12 protein-coding genes and 1 tRNA gene are annotated in these 13,999 nt (G+C 43.9%); 3 read left to right on the top strand and 10 right to left on the bottom strand.

Annotated features, from left to right (window positions below; translation table 11 throughout):
* Positions 1–102: 102 nt before the first annotated feature.
* Positions 103–1,116, bottom strand: a complete 1,014-nt coding sequence (locus L0992_10330) for a C4-dicarboxylate TRAP transporter substrate-binding protein (protein XGB66117.1) — start codon at positions 1,114–1,116, stop codon at positions 103–105.
* Positions 1,117–1,389: 273 nt separating this feature from the next.
* Here L0992_10330 and L0992_10335 point away from each other — a divergent pair, with 273 nt between their 5' ends.
* Together L0992_10335 and L0992_10340 are read left to right on the top strand one after the other, a co-directional pair.
* The gene (locus L0992_10335) at positions 1,390–2,094 is read left to right on the top strand and encodes a glycerophosphoryl diester phosphodiesterase (protein ID XGB66118.1); all 705 of its coding nucleotides are present in this window, start codon (positions 1,390–1,392) and stop codon (positions 2,092–2,094) included.
* A 9-nt stretch (positions 2,095–2,103) separates the two neighbouring features.
* Positions 2,104–2,856 carry a DeoR/GlpR family DNA-binding transcription regulator gene (locus L0992_10340; protein XGB66119.1) on the top strand — a complete coding sequence of 251 codons (753 nt, stop codon included), beginning with the start codon at positions 2,104–2,106 and terminating at the stop codon, positions 2,854–2,856.
* Positions 2,857–2,920: 64 nt separating this feature from the next.
* On the opposite strand, the gene gltS is transcribed toward L0992_10340, so the two are convergent.
* The 4 genes from gltS to L0992_10360 form a co-directional block, all read right to left on the bottom strand.
* Complete coding sequence (gene gltS, locus L0992_10345) at positions 2,921–4,135, bottom strand: sodium/glutamate symporter (GenBank protein ID XGB66120.1); 1,215 nt, start codon at positions 4,133–4,135, stop codon at positions 2,921–2,923.
* A 254-nt stretch (positions 4,136–4,389) separates the two neighbouring features.
* A tRNA-Ser gene (locus tag L0992_10350) sits at positions 4,390–4,480 on the bottom strand.
* 180 nt (positions 4,481–4,660) lie between these two features.
* Positions 4,661–5,110, bottom strand: a complete 450-nt coding sequence (locus L0992_10355) for an L-alanine exporter AlaE (GenBank protein ID XGB66121.1) — start codon at positions 5,108–5,110, stop codon at positions 4,661–4,663.
* Between the two features lie 248 nt (positions 5,111–5,358).
* The gene (locus tag L0992_10360) at positions 5,359–7,905 is read right to left on the bottom strand and encodes an ATP-binding protein (GenBank protein XGB66122.1); all 2,547 of its coding nucleotides are present in this window, start codon (positions 7,903–7,905) and stop codon (positions 5,359–5,361) included.
* Positions 7,906–8,076: 171 nt separating this feature from the next.
* On the opposite strand from L0992_10360, the gene L0992_10365 reads away from it, so the two are divergent.
* Positions 8,077–8,646, top strand: a complete 570-nt coding sequence (locus tag L0992_10365; GenBank protein ID XGB66123.1) for a UPF0149 family protein — start codon at positions 8,077–8,079, stop codon at positions 8,644–8,646.
* A gap of 106 nt (positions 8,647–8,752) precedes the next feature.
* On the opposite strand, the gene L0992_10370 is transcribed toward L0992_10365, so the two are convergent.
* From L0992_10370 to tolB, 5 genes are all read right to left on the bottom strand, one after another.
* Complete coding sequence (locus tag L0992_10370) at positions 8,753–9,784, bottom strand: potassium channel family protein (protein ID XGB66124.1); 1,032 nt, start codon at positions 9,782–9,784, stop codon at positions 8,753–8,755.
* Between the two features lie 174 nt (positions 9,785–9,958).
* A complete protein-coding gene (gene nadA / locus L0992_10375; GenBank protein XGB66125.1) occupies positions 9,959–11,020 on the bottom strand; it encodes a quinolinate synthase NadA in 1,062 nt (353 codons plus the stop codon).
* Positions 11,021–11,166: 146 nt separating this feature from the next.
* Entirely contained in the window at positions 11,167–11,955 is a 789-nt protein-coding gene (gene ybgF / locus L0992_10380; protein XGB66126.1) for a tol-pal system protein YbgF, read from the bottom strand.
* 33 nt (positions 11,956–11,988) lie between these two features.
* A complete protein-coding gene (gene pal, locus L0992_10385) occupies positions 11,989–12,531 on the bottom strand; it encodes a peptidoglycan-associated lipoprotein Pal (protein XGB66127.1) in 543 nt (180 codons plus the stop codon).
* 111 nt (positions 12,532–12,642) lie between these two features.
* On the bottom strand, positions 12,643–13,995 hold the full coding sequence (gene tolB / locus L0992_10390; GenBank protein XGB66128.1) for a Tol-Pal system beta propeller repeat protein TolB: 1,353 nt from the start codon (positions 13,993–13,995) through the stop codon (positions 12,643–12,645).
* Positions 13,996–13,999: the final 4 nt, after the last annotated feature.

Here is a 13,999-nt window from a genome sequence, read left to right on the forward strand (position 1 = left end):
TTCTCCAGCGAAATACCGAATACGACGTGGGTATTTCAGGAATAAAACGGCCTAAACACATTTAGGCCGTAATCATTAACTAATTAATTTACGTGTGCAGGACTACTGTGCCGCTCGAATCGTTTCCAACTCTTTCATGATCGTCGCGTGTATGCCTTCGCTCCATGTTGGGAACTGATTGTACACATCTGCCGTCAGCTGGTTGAACTCTTCAGAATTCACTTCGTTGAAGGTAACGCCTAGCTCTTCAAGTTTCTGAGTGTATTCAACATCCAGTTTAACTAGCTCAGCAGTGTTAGATTCAGCACCCGCTTCTAACTCTTCATTGATAATCTGTTGTTGCTCTGGCGTAAACTTGTCCCAAAGCGTTGGTGAAATGTAGATGCCAACAGTACCTAGGAAGTGCTTAGTCAAAGACATGTTCTTTGCTACTTCGTAAATTTTGGTTGAGTACATCGTCAGGATAGAACCTTCAAGACCGTCAACAACACCTTGTTGAACGCCTGCATAGGTTTCAGGGAATGGAAGAGAAGCTGGAGCTGCGCCCATTGCTGAAAGCGTGCTAATAAACAGCTGACTTTGTGGAACACGGATACGCATGCCTTTCATGTCTTCAGAGTTCACAATCTCTTTATTGGTGATCATGTGACGGAAACCAAACATGTAGTCAGCATTCAATACCTTGATGCCTTTTTCTTCGGCTTTAGCTTTTAGGCCAGCGACAAAATCAGTGTCCATCATCGCTAAGTATTCATCGTAAGTGTTGTACAACATTGGACCTGCCAGTGCTGCAAAATCAGGTACGTAATCACCTAGGTAAGTCAAATCTTCTACAGCAATCCAGTTCGCGCCGTTAACCACTTGTTCCAAGTTATCTTTGTAAACAGGTAATTGACCGCCTGGGAAAACTTTAATGTTTACCGAACCATCGGTTCTTTCTCTAATTTTGTCGGTCGCTTTAATAAGTTCTTGTGTTAACAATTCATTTTGAGTGAACACAAGGCTCATGTTGATATTTATCGGCTCATCTTTAGCTTCAGAACCAGCCTTGTCAGCTTCACCACAACCAACAAGCAGCGTTGCCGCCATAATTACTGTACCTAATAGCTTTTTCATTTTTTATCACCTTTTCGTGGCTATCGTTTTCTAAATATAGAGGGTGTTATTAAGTTTTCGTAGAGTATGCAAGTGAATTATTACATTCATATGAACATTAATCTTACCGACTTGAACATTGTGAGTATAAGGTCTCACTATTGTATAAACTCTGTACAACTCCTTTAAGCTAGCTCTCATTTAAAATAAGTAGATATAGCGGATAGATAATAAATCTGTAATAAAGTAGAGCTACTGTTTCCTGAATTTTCAAATGAACATCGAGATTGAATTATGATCACAGGCCACCGCGGTGCCGCATCTTTAGCACCAGAAAATACGTTAGTGAGTATTGAACAAGCAGCGAAGGCTGGTGCCAAATGGATTGAAATTGATACCCAGTTAAGCGCTGATGGCACCCCAATGGTTTTTCATGATAAGACGGTAAATCGTTGCACTAACGGAACGGGCAATATCGCAGACTTAGATTTAACCGCACTCAAGGCGTTAGATGCTGGCAGTTGGTTTAGTAGCGAGTTCGCAGGGACAACAATTCCTACGTTGAGTGAAGCGCTCGACAAGTGCCTAGAGCTCGATGTGACCTTGAACCTTGAGATCAAAATTTATGACGATAAGGCTATCCAACCTTTAGTTGAGAAAGTTGCCGCGCTGATTGAACAAAAGCAGTTCCCTATTGAAAAGCTACTCATCTCAAGCTTCAAAAAAGAAGCACTAAGCCTTTGCCAACAGATGATGCCAGAAGTTAAAAGAGGCTTTATCTGCGAGGTTTGGAATAATTTCAGCCTAGAGTCACTTAAATCACTCGACCTTTACAGCATTCATATTGACCACCGAATTCTTGACGAGAAAACGGCGAAAGCGATCAAAGCTTCCGGCGCCGTTCTTAAAATATGGACACTGAACGATCCTCAATTGGCGGCTAAATATTTCAACCTTGGTGTCGATAACATCATCACCGACGTACCAAACCAATTTTAGTGAGCTTCTATGGAACTGAACCATCGTCAGAAAGAAATACTCGCAACGCTTAAGGCTAATCAAGACATACAAATCGACCACTTAGCCGAGTTATTTTCTGTCACCACTCAAACTATTCGTCGTGACGTAAACCACCTGTGTGAACAAGGCCTAGCACGCAGAGTACACGGAGGCGTGAGCTTACCCACTACGCTCACTAATACTAGCTATCGATTCCGTGCTGGTGTTGAGTCTGAAACAAAAGACAGTATTGCGATGGCAGTTGCCGACGCGATACCTGAAGGTTCAACCGTCATGATGGGGATTGGTACCACCGTTACTCGCATCGCTCAATATTTGTTGGCTAAGCCTGCATTGCGAGTGATCACCAACAACCTACAAGTCGCTCGTATCCTTGAAGCAAATGAGCAAATTGAAGTGTATTTGGCTGGCGGTTTGTTCAGGCGAGAACACCAAGATATGGTGGGAAGTAGCGTAGTCCACTTCTTTTCCGACTTTGAAGCTGACATAGGTATTTGTGGTTGTGGCTCTGTAACAGACAGTCATTTCGCCATGGAGCATGAGCAAGTTGAGGCCGACCTATCCAAGTCGATAATTAACAATAGCCGTGAAAGTTGGCTCGTCGCTGATGCCAGTAAATGGGGTCGTTTTGCTGCACTAAAAGTGGCGTCATTGGAGCAATTTGATCGTATCTATACCAACAACAGCCGATTACCTTCGGAGCTGAGCATTCACCTTGTCGAAGATGACGTTCAGCCTTAAACCACAAAAAAGCCTAGCATCACCGCTAGGCTTTTAAGTTTAAGAAAACAGCTTCTGATTAGTGTTACATACCAACAAAGAAACTGATCACCAACGCGTTAATCAAATCGACAAAGAAGCCACAGACTAATGGCACCACGATAAATGCTTGTGGACTTGCACCATAACGATGAGTCACGGCAGTCATGTTAACAATCGCTGTGGCAGTCGAGCCTAGGGTGATACCACCGAAGCCAGAACATATCACCACTGAGTCGTAGTTTCTTCCCATCAAGTAATAAACGACAAAGATGGTAAACAGCAGTGAAAGTAGAATCTGGATACTCATGACCACAGAGATGTAGCCAAACAAGCCGTCAAGATCCCAGATACGCAGTCCCATCAATGCCATAGTCAAAAACATGCCCAAGCAGATGTCAGAGATCATTGCTAAGCCTTTACGGCCTTGCGCGATTTTCTCTTGTGTACGGCGCTTCTTGAACAATGCACGTCCAACGTTACCGATTAGGATACCTGCAATTAAACAGCTAACGAATAGTGGCAGTTTCAACCCCATTGAGTCGATAACTTCACTCAAGCTATAACCCAGCATCAGTGTTAAGTTAAGAATCAACCATGCCCATAGAACGCCGTAGTGGCTTAGCTCTGTTTTGGTCTCACTCTCTTGGTATGCACCAACCGTCACCTCTTCTTCATTGGAAGGGCTGACTTTGTGTTTGTTGAGAAGATAATTAGCAATCGGACCACCAATAACACACGCAGCAATCAGACCAACCGTGTTCGAAGCCACACCCAGTTCTAACGCGTTAGCAATACCAAACTCTTCAACGAACATCGGTGCCCACGCTAGCGTAGTACCAACACCGCCAATCAAACTCACTGAACCCGAGAGCAAACCTGCTTTCGCATCCATTCCAAAGCCTGACGCGACAGCCATACCCACCACGTTTTGCAACACGATAAAAACAGCAGCAAGACATAACAAAATGAACAGCGGTCGCCCACCTTTTATCAGCGTTTTAATATCCGCTTGAAGTCCGATGCCAGCAAAAAAGTAAAGAAGCAAAAAGTCTCTGACATCTAGGCTAAAAGTAATCTGAATTTCAAACAGATAGTAAAGCGCTGCTACGGTTGCAGCACAAACGAAGCCGCCAATAACCGGCTCTGGCAGTGAGTACTTCCTTAATACTTCCGATCGCTCGATCAGACCTTTACCAATAAACAGTAAAGAGATCGCGATGGTAAAGGAGAGCATTGGAGAAACGAGGGTTTCTGTCATGAGATAATAGATTCCTAATGGTAAGGTTATTCATAATGTTGCTTACCCTTAATAATCAAGATCTAGGCCAAAAAATCAAGCATTTATCGGTGACAAAAACGGCTAATATGGATCAATTCACGTGAGTATAAATAGAAGAAATAACTACTAAGAAATGATTAAAGAAAGTCATATTAGGGACGTATGAAGGTAGTGCGGAATATAGGGGCTCTAAAACGAGAAAACCCCAGCATTTCTGCTAGGGTTTTGAATAGTGGTGGAAGGATGGGGATTTGAACCCCAGATACGCTATAAACGTATACTCGCTTTCCAGGCGAGCGCCTTAAGCCACTCAGCCATCCTTCCACAAATTGTGTGTTGAGCTTGTCACTCAACGAGGCGCTACTTTATTGATTCTGCTTGCTTTGGTCAAGGGGCATTCTCAAAAAAAGTGCCTTTTTCAGCTTGTTCGATTACAAATTAACTCATTAGATCAAAAACAAACCAAATTTTATTCTATCGCTACACTTACGCTTGTTGCTTTTCTTATGCTTGTTGATAATAGCCCGGAACTCTAAACCATTTGCGGCACATATCTAAGAAGTAACCGTAAAGCACGCCCATACCACATGAGATAACTGCGTTACTGGTTACCGCGGTCACGATCTGATCGCTTGAAGCGCCCACCGCCAACAAAATACCCGCGTAAACAGGTGATTGGAATAACACGTAAGCCATAAGATCAGACAAGTTCTTCATCAACGAACTTTGTGAAAGTTTTGCACCATTGCGCAAGAACCAATCACGAAAGACACCATAAGGCCATGCGATAGCAATGTTTACCGGAATAGATAACGTTCGTGAAGCAAGAGATTGCTCAAACGTCATTCCAGAGATAAACACTTCTACGATCATGCCAGAGATAAAACAGAAAACTACCATAGCAAATGTATCCGCCGCTGCGTTACGGATACAAAATGGACCACGAGACTTCATTGATGCCAAACCTAAAATATATCACTACCTATTTAGTGATTTAGTAACATATAAACAAGGTGTTTTTACACCCTACCAGATAATGTCGCTATTAAATCACAAGATAGGCAGTCATACATTCCAAATTAAAAATCAAGTTGTAAATTAACAACCAAAAACCACTTAAAAAGCAGTCACTTCCACCAAGAAATCACATCAAGGTCAAATAATGGACAATTCGTTGTTTACTTTCTGTAATTAAACAACAACTAGGCCATGGGTAGATTGACAGTAATGATATTAATAACATCTTGAGTAGGAGGAGCGCCCTGAGAAACCTGCTCTAAAGCCTTATCCACTTGGTAGGTCAGTTCAGCATTGTTCATAGGTTTGACATGAACACGCAAGCTCTCTAAGGCAAATTGAATTAACTCAAGATTATTGTCTTCAAGAGCCACATAAAGTGTTACTAACAACTCTTCAGTATTGTCTTTGTTTCGTAGGTCAGGCTTAGGTAGCGATCGACTTTGACTCTTTTGCCCATGAAGGTGTGTTTTTTGAGTATTGGCGTTATTCCTTCCTAGCTCATGGTCTTCTGTTCCTTGGCTTTGTTTTTCATGAATAGTTTGATCATCGCTATAGTCGGCACTATCGCTCTGTTCATCATTACTCTCTTCCTCGTGGAACTGGTAAAGCTTATTCGAATAACGGAATAAAGCATCGTCGAGCTCTCGCTCATCGATTGGTTTTGCAATGATGTAGTCGACACCCGCACCGAGCATACGCTCGCGAGTCTCTTTAAACACATCAGCAGTACAACCAAATATTAAGACGGATGAAACATCACCAATCAAAGCGCGAATCGCAGTTGTTGATTCCACACCGTCCATCACTGGCATGTGGTTATCCATCAACACCAAATCAAAGTGCTCAGCAACGACAGCTTGTATGGCAAGCTCACCGTTTTCTACGCTCTTACACGTGAAGCCTTTACTGCTCATGAAGGTTTCGATGATAACTGTATTGGTTCGGTTATCCTCAACAATCAGCACTTTCAAGCCAGAATAATCCAACTTCTTATGTGGCAAGCTCTCTATCTCACCTGGCTGACACGGTTGAATCTTTAATCGAACATCAAAGCTTGTGCCTATGCCCTCCTCACTGGTGACGGTAATACTGCCATCCATGAGCTGAGCAATTTTCTTCACAATCGCTAAGCCAAGGCCAGTACCACCAAAACGTCTTGTGGTCGACGATTCTGCCTGTTCGAAAGGTTTGAAAATACGCTTTTGAGCTTCTTTAGAAATACCGATGCCAGTGTCACGCACTCGAATACTTAGATAGGTATCACTGCCCTCGACGATTTCTTTAAAGTACACTTCAACAAAGCCTCTAGAAGTGAACTTCACAGCGTTGTTCAATAGATTAAACAAGATTTGGCGTAGGCGTGCTTTATCCGAGAAGTACCAACGACCCGAAGGTACTTCAGAGTACACTTTGAATTGGAGGCCTTTTTCAGAAGATAAGGTATAGTAGACACTGTTAATACTGCCGATGATCGAGTCCAGAGGGAATCGAGTTTCATCGAGATCCAACCTGCCCTGCTCGATCTTCGAGAAATCCAAGATCTCATTGAGCAGTGTCATCATATGATCGCCTGACTCATACAAACTCTTCAGGTGTTTCTCTTGTTCCGAATTTAAAGGCGTTTTCAACAGGATCTGAGCTGTACCCAATACGCCATTCATCGGCGTTCGGATCTCATGTGACAGGGTCGCGAGGAAAGCCGTTTTAGCATTGGTTGATGCCTGAGCTTTAACCTTTTCCGCCTCGAGGTAGATGGTCTTCTCGTTGAAGGTTTTAATCAAGTGACCAATTTCATCTTCACTTGAATATTCAACATCGATGATCTCTCCCGCTTTAGAACCGCCGACCTTAGCGGCAATGTTGGTAATTGGGCTAATCAAGTAGCGGTTCAGCAAGTAATAACCTGCCATGACACACAGTAGTAACAGCGGAACAATACCGCCCTCAATACTCATGACCTGACGAAACACTTCATCTGCTACACGTGATTTTGAGTTAACCACATCCACTTGCCAGCCAAACTCACCAAATTGATTGCTACTGATGTAGATCCCTTCAACCAGATTGAAGTTATGCGAAACCAAGACCTGGTTGAGTTTATCTCTGAGGGTGATACCAAGGTTGTACTCTTCTGCGTGGTTTTTAATGAAACCCAACAACTCTTCGAGCGAGAGATCCACCGTCGCAATACCGGCAAAGGTGCCGTCATAGTAATAAGGTGACGAAGCCGTAATCATTCGAACGTGTGTATAGGGATCGATATAGACATCGCTCCAAGAGATGGTTCCCTGCGGCTTGTCTACAACCGAGGTATACCAATACTCTTCATGATAAGGGGCGTTTTTAGGGTTGTTGTAAGAAAAAAGCTGGTCAATAGTGCCATCGTCAGCTTTGTTGAAAAAATAACTGTTTAAGAGCTTGTCGGAATCCAGCGCATAAGGTTCTGGCCAAATACCAGCACTAACAATTGTGTCATCGCTTGCGGCTAACATCGACTTGAATAGCGGGATGACATCTTCACCTTTACGATGTGCCTGAGCAAAACCAACTAAACTATCAACAAAACCTTGAGAGCTACTGAGTGGCTCTGTAATCAGCGCGGATAACAGTTGCGTACGCAAGTCGAGGTTTTGTTGTAATTTGGCGCGCACAGGGGATTCTACGACGTAATACGTCACACTACCGACAATGGCAATAAACATAGCAAGGTACAGCCCAAGCGCTACCATGCTTTTTTTCTTAAGAGACGACCGTATCTGCATAATTCTTTTATTGTTTTCTTTTCTGTTAAAACTAGTGTTTATCATCCATGACATCAAGGCTTTTTAGATTGAAGCTTGATTGGCACAAGTTCATTGGTACTATAAGCGCAAATATGTTCCCTTTTACGGTACCTCACTTTGACTTTACAAGATATTCTTGCGCTTCCAGAGTTGGAAGGAAAGCTAATCACAGAACACAAAACCATCGGATTTGTCACTGCAATGGCAGCGGCACCTAATGTGTTAACCCCGCATGAGTGGCTACCGTTCCTTTGGGGTGGCGAAGAAGTCGCTCCTTTTACTGATGGTGAGCAACTTGAAAGCTACATTGAAGTTATCATCGCGCTGTGGAATAAGACACGCCCAGAGCTGATCGAAGGCACTTGGGTTTGGCCTGAAGCTTGTCAATTGGATGATGAAGAAGTCGTTAACACAGCGGCTCGCGATTTTTGTGAAGGCTTGCTTCAAGGCTGGCAGGTTGCCCGTGATGATTGGGAAACACTGATGCCTGAAGACAGCGAAGACAATGCACTGGTTGGCGGCGTACTGCTTTCACTGAGCATGCTTTACGATCCAGAAACCTCAATCACAACACTTGCTGAGCAAGGCATTGAAGGTCTAGAGCAGTTCGAAGAGATCTTTAACGCGGTTCCTGTGATGCTTTGCGGTCTAACGCAGCGTGGCATCGCATTGGCAGAAGCTCAATAATCTCAACAAGCTCTGCAAAAGAATTAAGCTCACTGCTTAACTCGATCAGACAATAACAAAAAGGCCTCTAACGAGGCCTTTTTAGTTCAGAAGGTATTCGGCTGATTTAAAAGCCTTTCCAATCAAAATGATCAATCCGTTCATCGGCAATATAGAACAGCTTAGTGCCGCTGCTGACAACTTGGTCGAGTTCTGGGTTAAGTTCAATACCACTTCCCGTATCAATCGCAATCAAGGTGGCTTGATACTTCTCTTTAAACACTGAGAAAATCGGCGCAACCGTCACAGGCTCAGAATCCTCAGGGAAATAGGTCGAATACTGTGTCATGCCCCGTGTTGAGCTCAATAACTCTTGGTGAAGCGCACTTGAACCTGGGTCGACCGCGGCCTTAGCCAGCATTTCTGCACCCACAGCTGGAATACATTCTGAGTTAGGACAATGCTTATGTAGCAAATCGCTCAATGCTTCATCTTTAAAGTACACAAGAAGGTGCGCTTTAGGGTTACGGTTCGCACAGTAAAGCGCCGCAGATAAAGTAATATCATCTTCAGGATTATCAATGAGGATACAACTGGCAGACTCGATGCCCGTTTTTTCCATCTCTTTGCCATCTGTATAGCTGTTTACTTTAACGAAATTGATTTCGCCGGGTAACGGGTTCTCGATATCTGAACGAGTACATAACACGATTGGTCGCTTGCCCGTTTCTTCATGCTGCAACATACGAATGAGGTGAATGGTTCTTTGCTCATTCCATCCAAGCATCAAAATGTGGTTGTCCACTCTAACTCTCCTTTTTCCTAACAAGCCCGCTCGCCAATATTCAACACCTTCTGTCGCTACCTTACCAAGCAAGGCCGCGAAAAGACTCAGTCCACCCGGAATCACAAACAATATAACGATCCATTGTCCTGCCTCTGTCGTGGGTGATAAATCACCGTAACCCACCGTAGACGCAGTCACGACTAGGTAGTAAGCGAACGTGGTAAACGAACTGGTTAGAGCTGTTTCACCCGCTAAATACAAACTCGACCACGACAGAAATACGTAGCCTAAGAAGGTGAACAGTAAGTTTTTTCCATTCAAAACAAAGATATTTGCTTTGACCCAACGTTTGAGTTGTAACCAGATTATCATTCGAGCCTCAAATCCTTCGATCTTACTTACATGCTAGAAAAAATACCTGATATCAACAAGATGTATCATCAGAAAAAGATACATGACCACAAGATTGATAGTAACGAGCTATTTTTAGGTACAAAAAAACCAGCACGATTGGCTGGTTTTTCGTTGATTAGATAAAAGAACGGCTTACGCGTTACCTTTTACCTGCACATTTAACTGCTCAGCAAAATCTAGCATGCGGTTCAGTGGGATAAGAGACTTAACACGTAGTTCGTCAGAAACGAAGATCTCGTGTTGCTCACCACCGTTCTCAAGCGCATTTTCAATTGCTTCAAGGCCGTTCATCGCCATCCAAGGACAGTGTGCACAGCTACGACAAGTTGCACCAGCGCCAGCTGTTGGCGCTTCAATCAGTTCTTTTTCAGGAACCAATTGCTGCATCTTGAAGAAGATGCCTTTGTCTGTCGCAACAATCATCTGTGGATGAGGAAGCTCTTTCGCCTTCTTAATCAGTTGGCTTGTTGAACCTACAGCGTCAGCCAGTTCAACCACACTTGCTGGTGATTCTGGGTGAACCAAAATAGCCGCTTCTGGGTATACCGATTTCATTTTCTTCAGAGCATCAGCTGAGAACTCATCATGAACGATACACTCACCTTGCCAAAGCAACATGTCAGCGCCGGTTTGATTTGCGATGTAAGAACCTAGGTGACGGTCTGGGCCCCAAATAATTGGTTTGCCTTCAGCGTCTAGGCTTTCAACGATTTCTAAAGCGATACTCGACGTAACCACCCAGTCTGCACGAGCTTTAACAGCCGCAGAGGTGTTCGCGTACACAACCACTGTGTGGTCAGGGTGAGCATCACAAAATTCTGTGAATTTATCAGCGGGACAACCAAGGTCAAGTGAACATTCAGCTTCAAGTGTTGGCATTAGAATGCGTTTTTCAGGAGTAAGAATCTTTGCAGACTCACCCATGAAACGAACACCAGCGATGATCAAAGTGCTTGCTGAGTGACGGTTACCGAATTTAGCCATTTCTAATGAATCGCCAACGAAACCACCAGTTTCTTCTGCCAGAGCCTGAATTTCAGGATCTGTGTAGTAGTGTGCAATTAGAACTGCATCTTTTTCTTGAAGTAGTTTTTTGATGTTTGCGATGTGGGCCTGTTTCTGAGCGTCGCTCAATGGAACTGGCTTAGGCGGAAACGGGTAAACTGTATCGATTTTATCTAGTATATGACTCATTGCTCTTGCTCTACGCAACTTCTTCCGAGAATCCGAGTATTCTACACAGGACAGCGATTGGGATCAAAAAGGATTGGTTGTAAGCAAGTACGGATAAGTATTAAAGAGGGTATAAAAAAGAGGCACCTAAGCACCCCTATTTCGTTTTATAAGTGGGTTTTCGCCACTTTTGCCGAAGCACTATTTGGGTACTCGGTCACGACTTGTTGGTAATATTTCTTAGCTTGCGTCGCGTTGTTGTTGCGCGCAGCTATGTCACCAAGCTTAACCAGTGCATCTGCTCGCTTGTTTGAGTCTTTGTACGACACAACAGCGGCAAAGCTCTTCACGGCTTCTTTATCTTGCTTCTTAGCGAAATAAAGCTGACCTAACCAGTAATGTGAGTTAGGTGTGAAGGTTGAATCTGGGAAGTCTTTTTGAAACTTTTGGAATGCGGCAATCGCACCCGTGTAGTCTCGTTGCTTTAGAATCATATCTACAGCATTTTGATAAGCGGTTTGCTCATCGACATCAGTACTGAACGTACCAGAAGCATCTTTAGAGCCTTCACTCGCTGCCACTGCTACCGTTGCGGTTCCTGCTGCTTTCACCTCGCCTCTTACACGATCCAGTTCAATGAACAGTTCACGTTGGCGCTCTAGCATTTGCTTCATATCGTAGCTGTTTCGTTCCAGCTCACCACGAAGTTCACTGATCTCCAGTGCCATGTCGTCGATTTGCTGTTGCATTTGAAGCTGAACAAGGTTGCGATTTTGAAGCAGGCGTTCTAAACGCTCAATATCTGATTCGTTAGATGCAGACGCTGCTCGAGAGGAAGATGATGAATTGGTTGCGGTGCTATTGAGATCGGATACTGGAGCTGGTGCAGCGAACGCGGTGTTCGCTGCACTTGCCAGTAACGAAAGCAAAATGACTCGCTTTGTGTTACTGAACATGAGGCAATTCCTCAATTATATAGCCTACTAAAATTAGTAAACTAGTACTGCGCGACGGTTTTTAGCGTACACATCTTCAGATTGACCTAGAAGAAGTGGCTTCTCTTCACCGTAGCTTACGATAGAGATTTGGTCTGCTTGAACACCTAGAGCTTGTAGGTATTTCGCTACAGCTTGTGCACGACGCTCGCCAAGTGCGATGTTGTACTCAGGAGTACCGCGCTCATCAGCGTGACCTTCGATAGTAACGTTCATGTCAACGTTCTTAACTAGGTAAGCTGCGTGAGCTGCTAGCATTTCTTCGTAATCGCCAGCGATAGTAGAGTTATCGAATGCGAAGTAAATTGTTTGAGTTTCACGTAGCGCTTGCTCTTTAAGCTCTTGCTCAGACAGTTGACCGTTAGCGTCAATTGGCGTTACAACAGTTGTGTCTACGTTGCCTTCTGAACCTGAAGTTGTTTGGTTGCTTTCAGTACCAGATGTTGCAGATGTTGCTTCATCAGTTGAGCTACATGCCGTTACTGCCATCACTGGTAGTGCAATCATCAAGCCTTTAAGAACTTTGTTAAGTTGCATCTTTTTTTCCTTACGTTATCAAACTTAGTTTCTACAGCGACTAAGTGCTATAGATAGTTAAACGCCACAATAGTTAACACTATCAATAGCTAATAGAATGTATCACTTAAACTAGAGGAACGGTGACCATGCAGGCGCTCTTACACGTCCGTTGGTTGCCGGTAATCTAGCTTTGAAACGGCCATCGATAGAAACCATCGATAGTACGTTTGTCTTGTTGTAAATAGAGCTATAGATAACCATACCTCCATTCGGTGCAATACTTGGAGATTCATCTAACAGTGTTTTTGTTAGTACCTGAACCGCACCGGTTTCCAAATCTTGCTTAGCCAAGTTAAAACCTGAGTTGCTACGATTTACCATGATTAGGAATCGTCCATCAGGTGTGATCTGGCCACCTAAGTTTTGGCTACCTTGCCAAGTAATACGAGAAGTCGAATTATTTGACAAATTTACATTATAAATCTGTGGTTTACCACCACGATCCGATGTGAAAATTAGAGACTTGCCATCTGGGTGCCAGAATGGTTCAGTATTATTCGAACGGCCGCGGGTAATTTGAGTCAGCTTACGGCTAGCAAGGTCAAGTGTGTACACCTGAAGGCTGCCCGTTTTCGACAATACCAATGCCAATGTTTTACCATCTGGCGAGAATCTTGGCGCACCATTGTGACGAGGGTATGACGTCACTTTCTCACGTTCACCGGTGTAAATATTCATGATGAATATTTCAGCTTGGCCATTTTGGAAGCTCACATAAGCCAGCTTTTTACCGTCAGGTGACCATGCAGGTGACATAAGAGGCTGCTTAGAACGAAGTACTAAACGCTCGTTAAAGCCATCGTAATCTGCAACACGAAGCTGGTACGGGTACTTATCTTTATCGTTCACTACCACGTAAGAGATGCGAGTTAAGAACGCGCCTTTCTCACCAGTTAGCTCTTCATACACCAGATCTGAGATACGGTGTGCGTACTCTCTCAAGCGCTTTCCAGGAACTGTAGCCTTCTTGTTGAACAACACGTGATCTTTAGAAAGAACCAATTGGCCTTCATCGCTTAGTGCACGACTTTGTCCTTTGGTCAGTTGACCTCGAACAATGTCGATCAATTGGTAATTCACCACATACTGCCCTTCGGCATTTTTAGTGATGCTACCTGTAAGCAGTGAGTCAACGCCTAGGTTGGTCCAAGCATCAAAGTTCACCTCAGTTTCGCTGTAAGGCGTTTGAGGCATTTTGCTTGTCGCAACTGGGCTGAATTTACCACTACGTTGTAAGTCAGAAGCGATAACTGCTGATACATCGTGTGGCAGTGGCTCTGCGCCTTCCCAACGGAAAGGTACAATAGCAATAGGTCGTGCAGAGTTAATGCCGTCTGTAATAACCAGCTCCAGCGCCGCATGTGCAAACTGGCTGCTTGTCGCTATTACAAAAACAAAACTCAGTAATAGTTTTTTTAACACAAGT

The organism is Vibrio pomeroyi, from assembly GCA_041879425.1.
Lineage (GTDB): Bacteria > Pseudomonadota > Gammaproteobacteria > Enterobacterales > Vibrionaceae > Vibrio > Vibrio pomeroyi_A.

Excerpts from the sequence above, each read along its gene's own strand:
- L0992_10330 (XGB66117.1), bottom strand. The coding sequence starts at position 1,116 with ATGAAAAAGCTATTAGGTACAGTAATTATGGCGGCAACGCTGCTTGTT.
- L0992_10340 (XGB66119.1), top strand. The coding sequence starts at position 2,104 with ATGGAACTGAACCATCGTCAGAAAGAAATACTCGCAACGCTTAAGGCT.
- L0992_10335 (XGB66118.1), top strand. The coding sequence starts at position 1,390 with ATGATCACAGGCCACCGCGGTGCCGCATCTTTAGCACCAGAAAATACG.
- ybgF (XGB66126.1), bottom strand. The coding sequence starts at position 11,955 with ATGTTCAGTAACACAAAGCGAGTCATTTTGCTTTCGTTACTGGCAAGT.
- pal (XGB66127.1), bottom strand. The coding sequence starts at position 12,531 with ATGCAACTTAACAAAGTTCTTAAAGGCTTGATGATTGCACTACCAGTG.
- nadA (XGB66125.1), bottom strand. The coding sequence starts at position 11,020 with ATGAGTCATATACTAGATAAAATCGATACAGTTTACCCGTTTCCGCCT.
- gltS (XGB66120.1), bottom strand. The coding sequence starts at position 4,135 with ATGACAGAAACCCTCGTTTCTCCAATGCTCTCCTTTACCATCGCGATC.
- L0992_10360 (XGB66122.1), bottom strand. The coding sequence starts at position 7,905 with ATGGTAGCGCTTGGGCTGTACCTTGCTATGTTTATTGCCATTGTCGGT.
- L0992_10355 (XGB66121.1), bottom strand. The coding sequence starts at position 5,110 with ATGAAGTCTCGTGGTCCATTTTGTATCCGTAACGCAGCGGCGGATACA.
- L0992_10370 (XGB66124.1), bottom strand. The coding sequence starts at position 9,784 with ATGATAATCTGGTTACAACTCAAACGTTGGGTCAAAGCAAATATCTTT.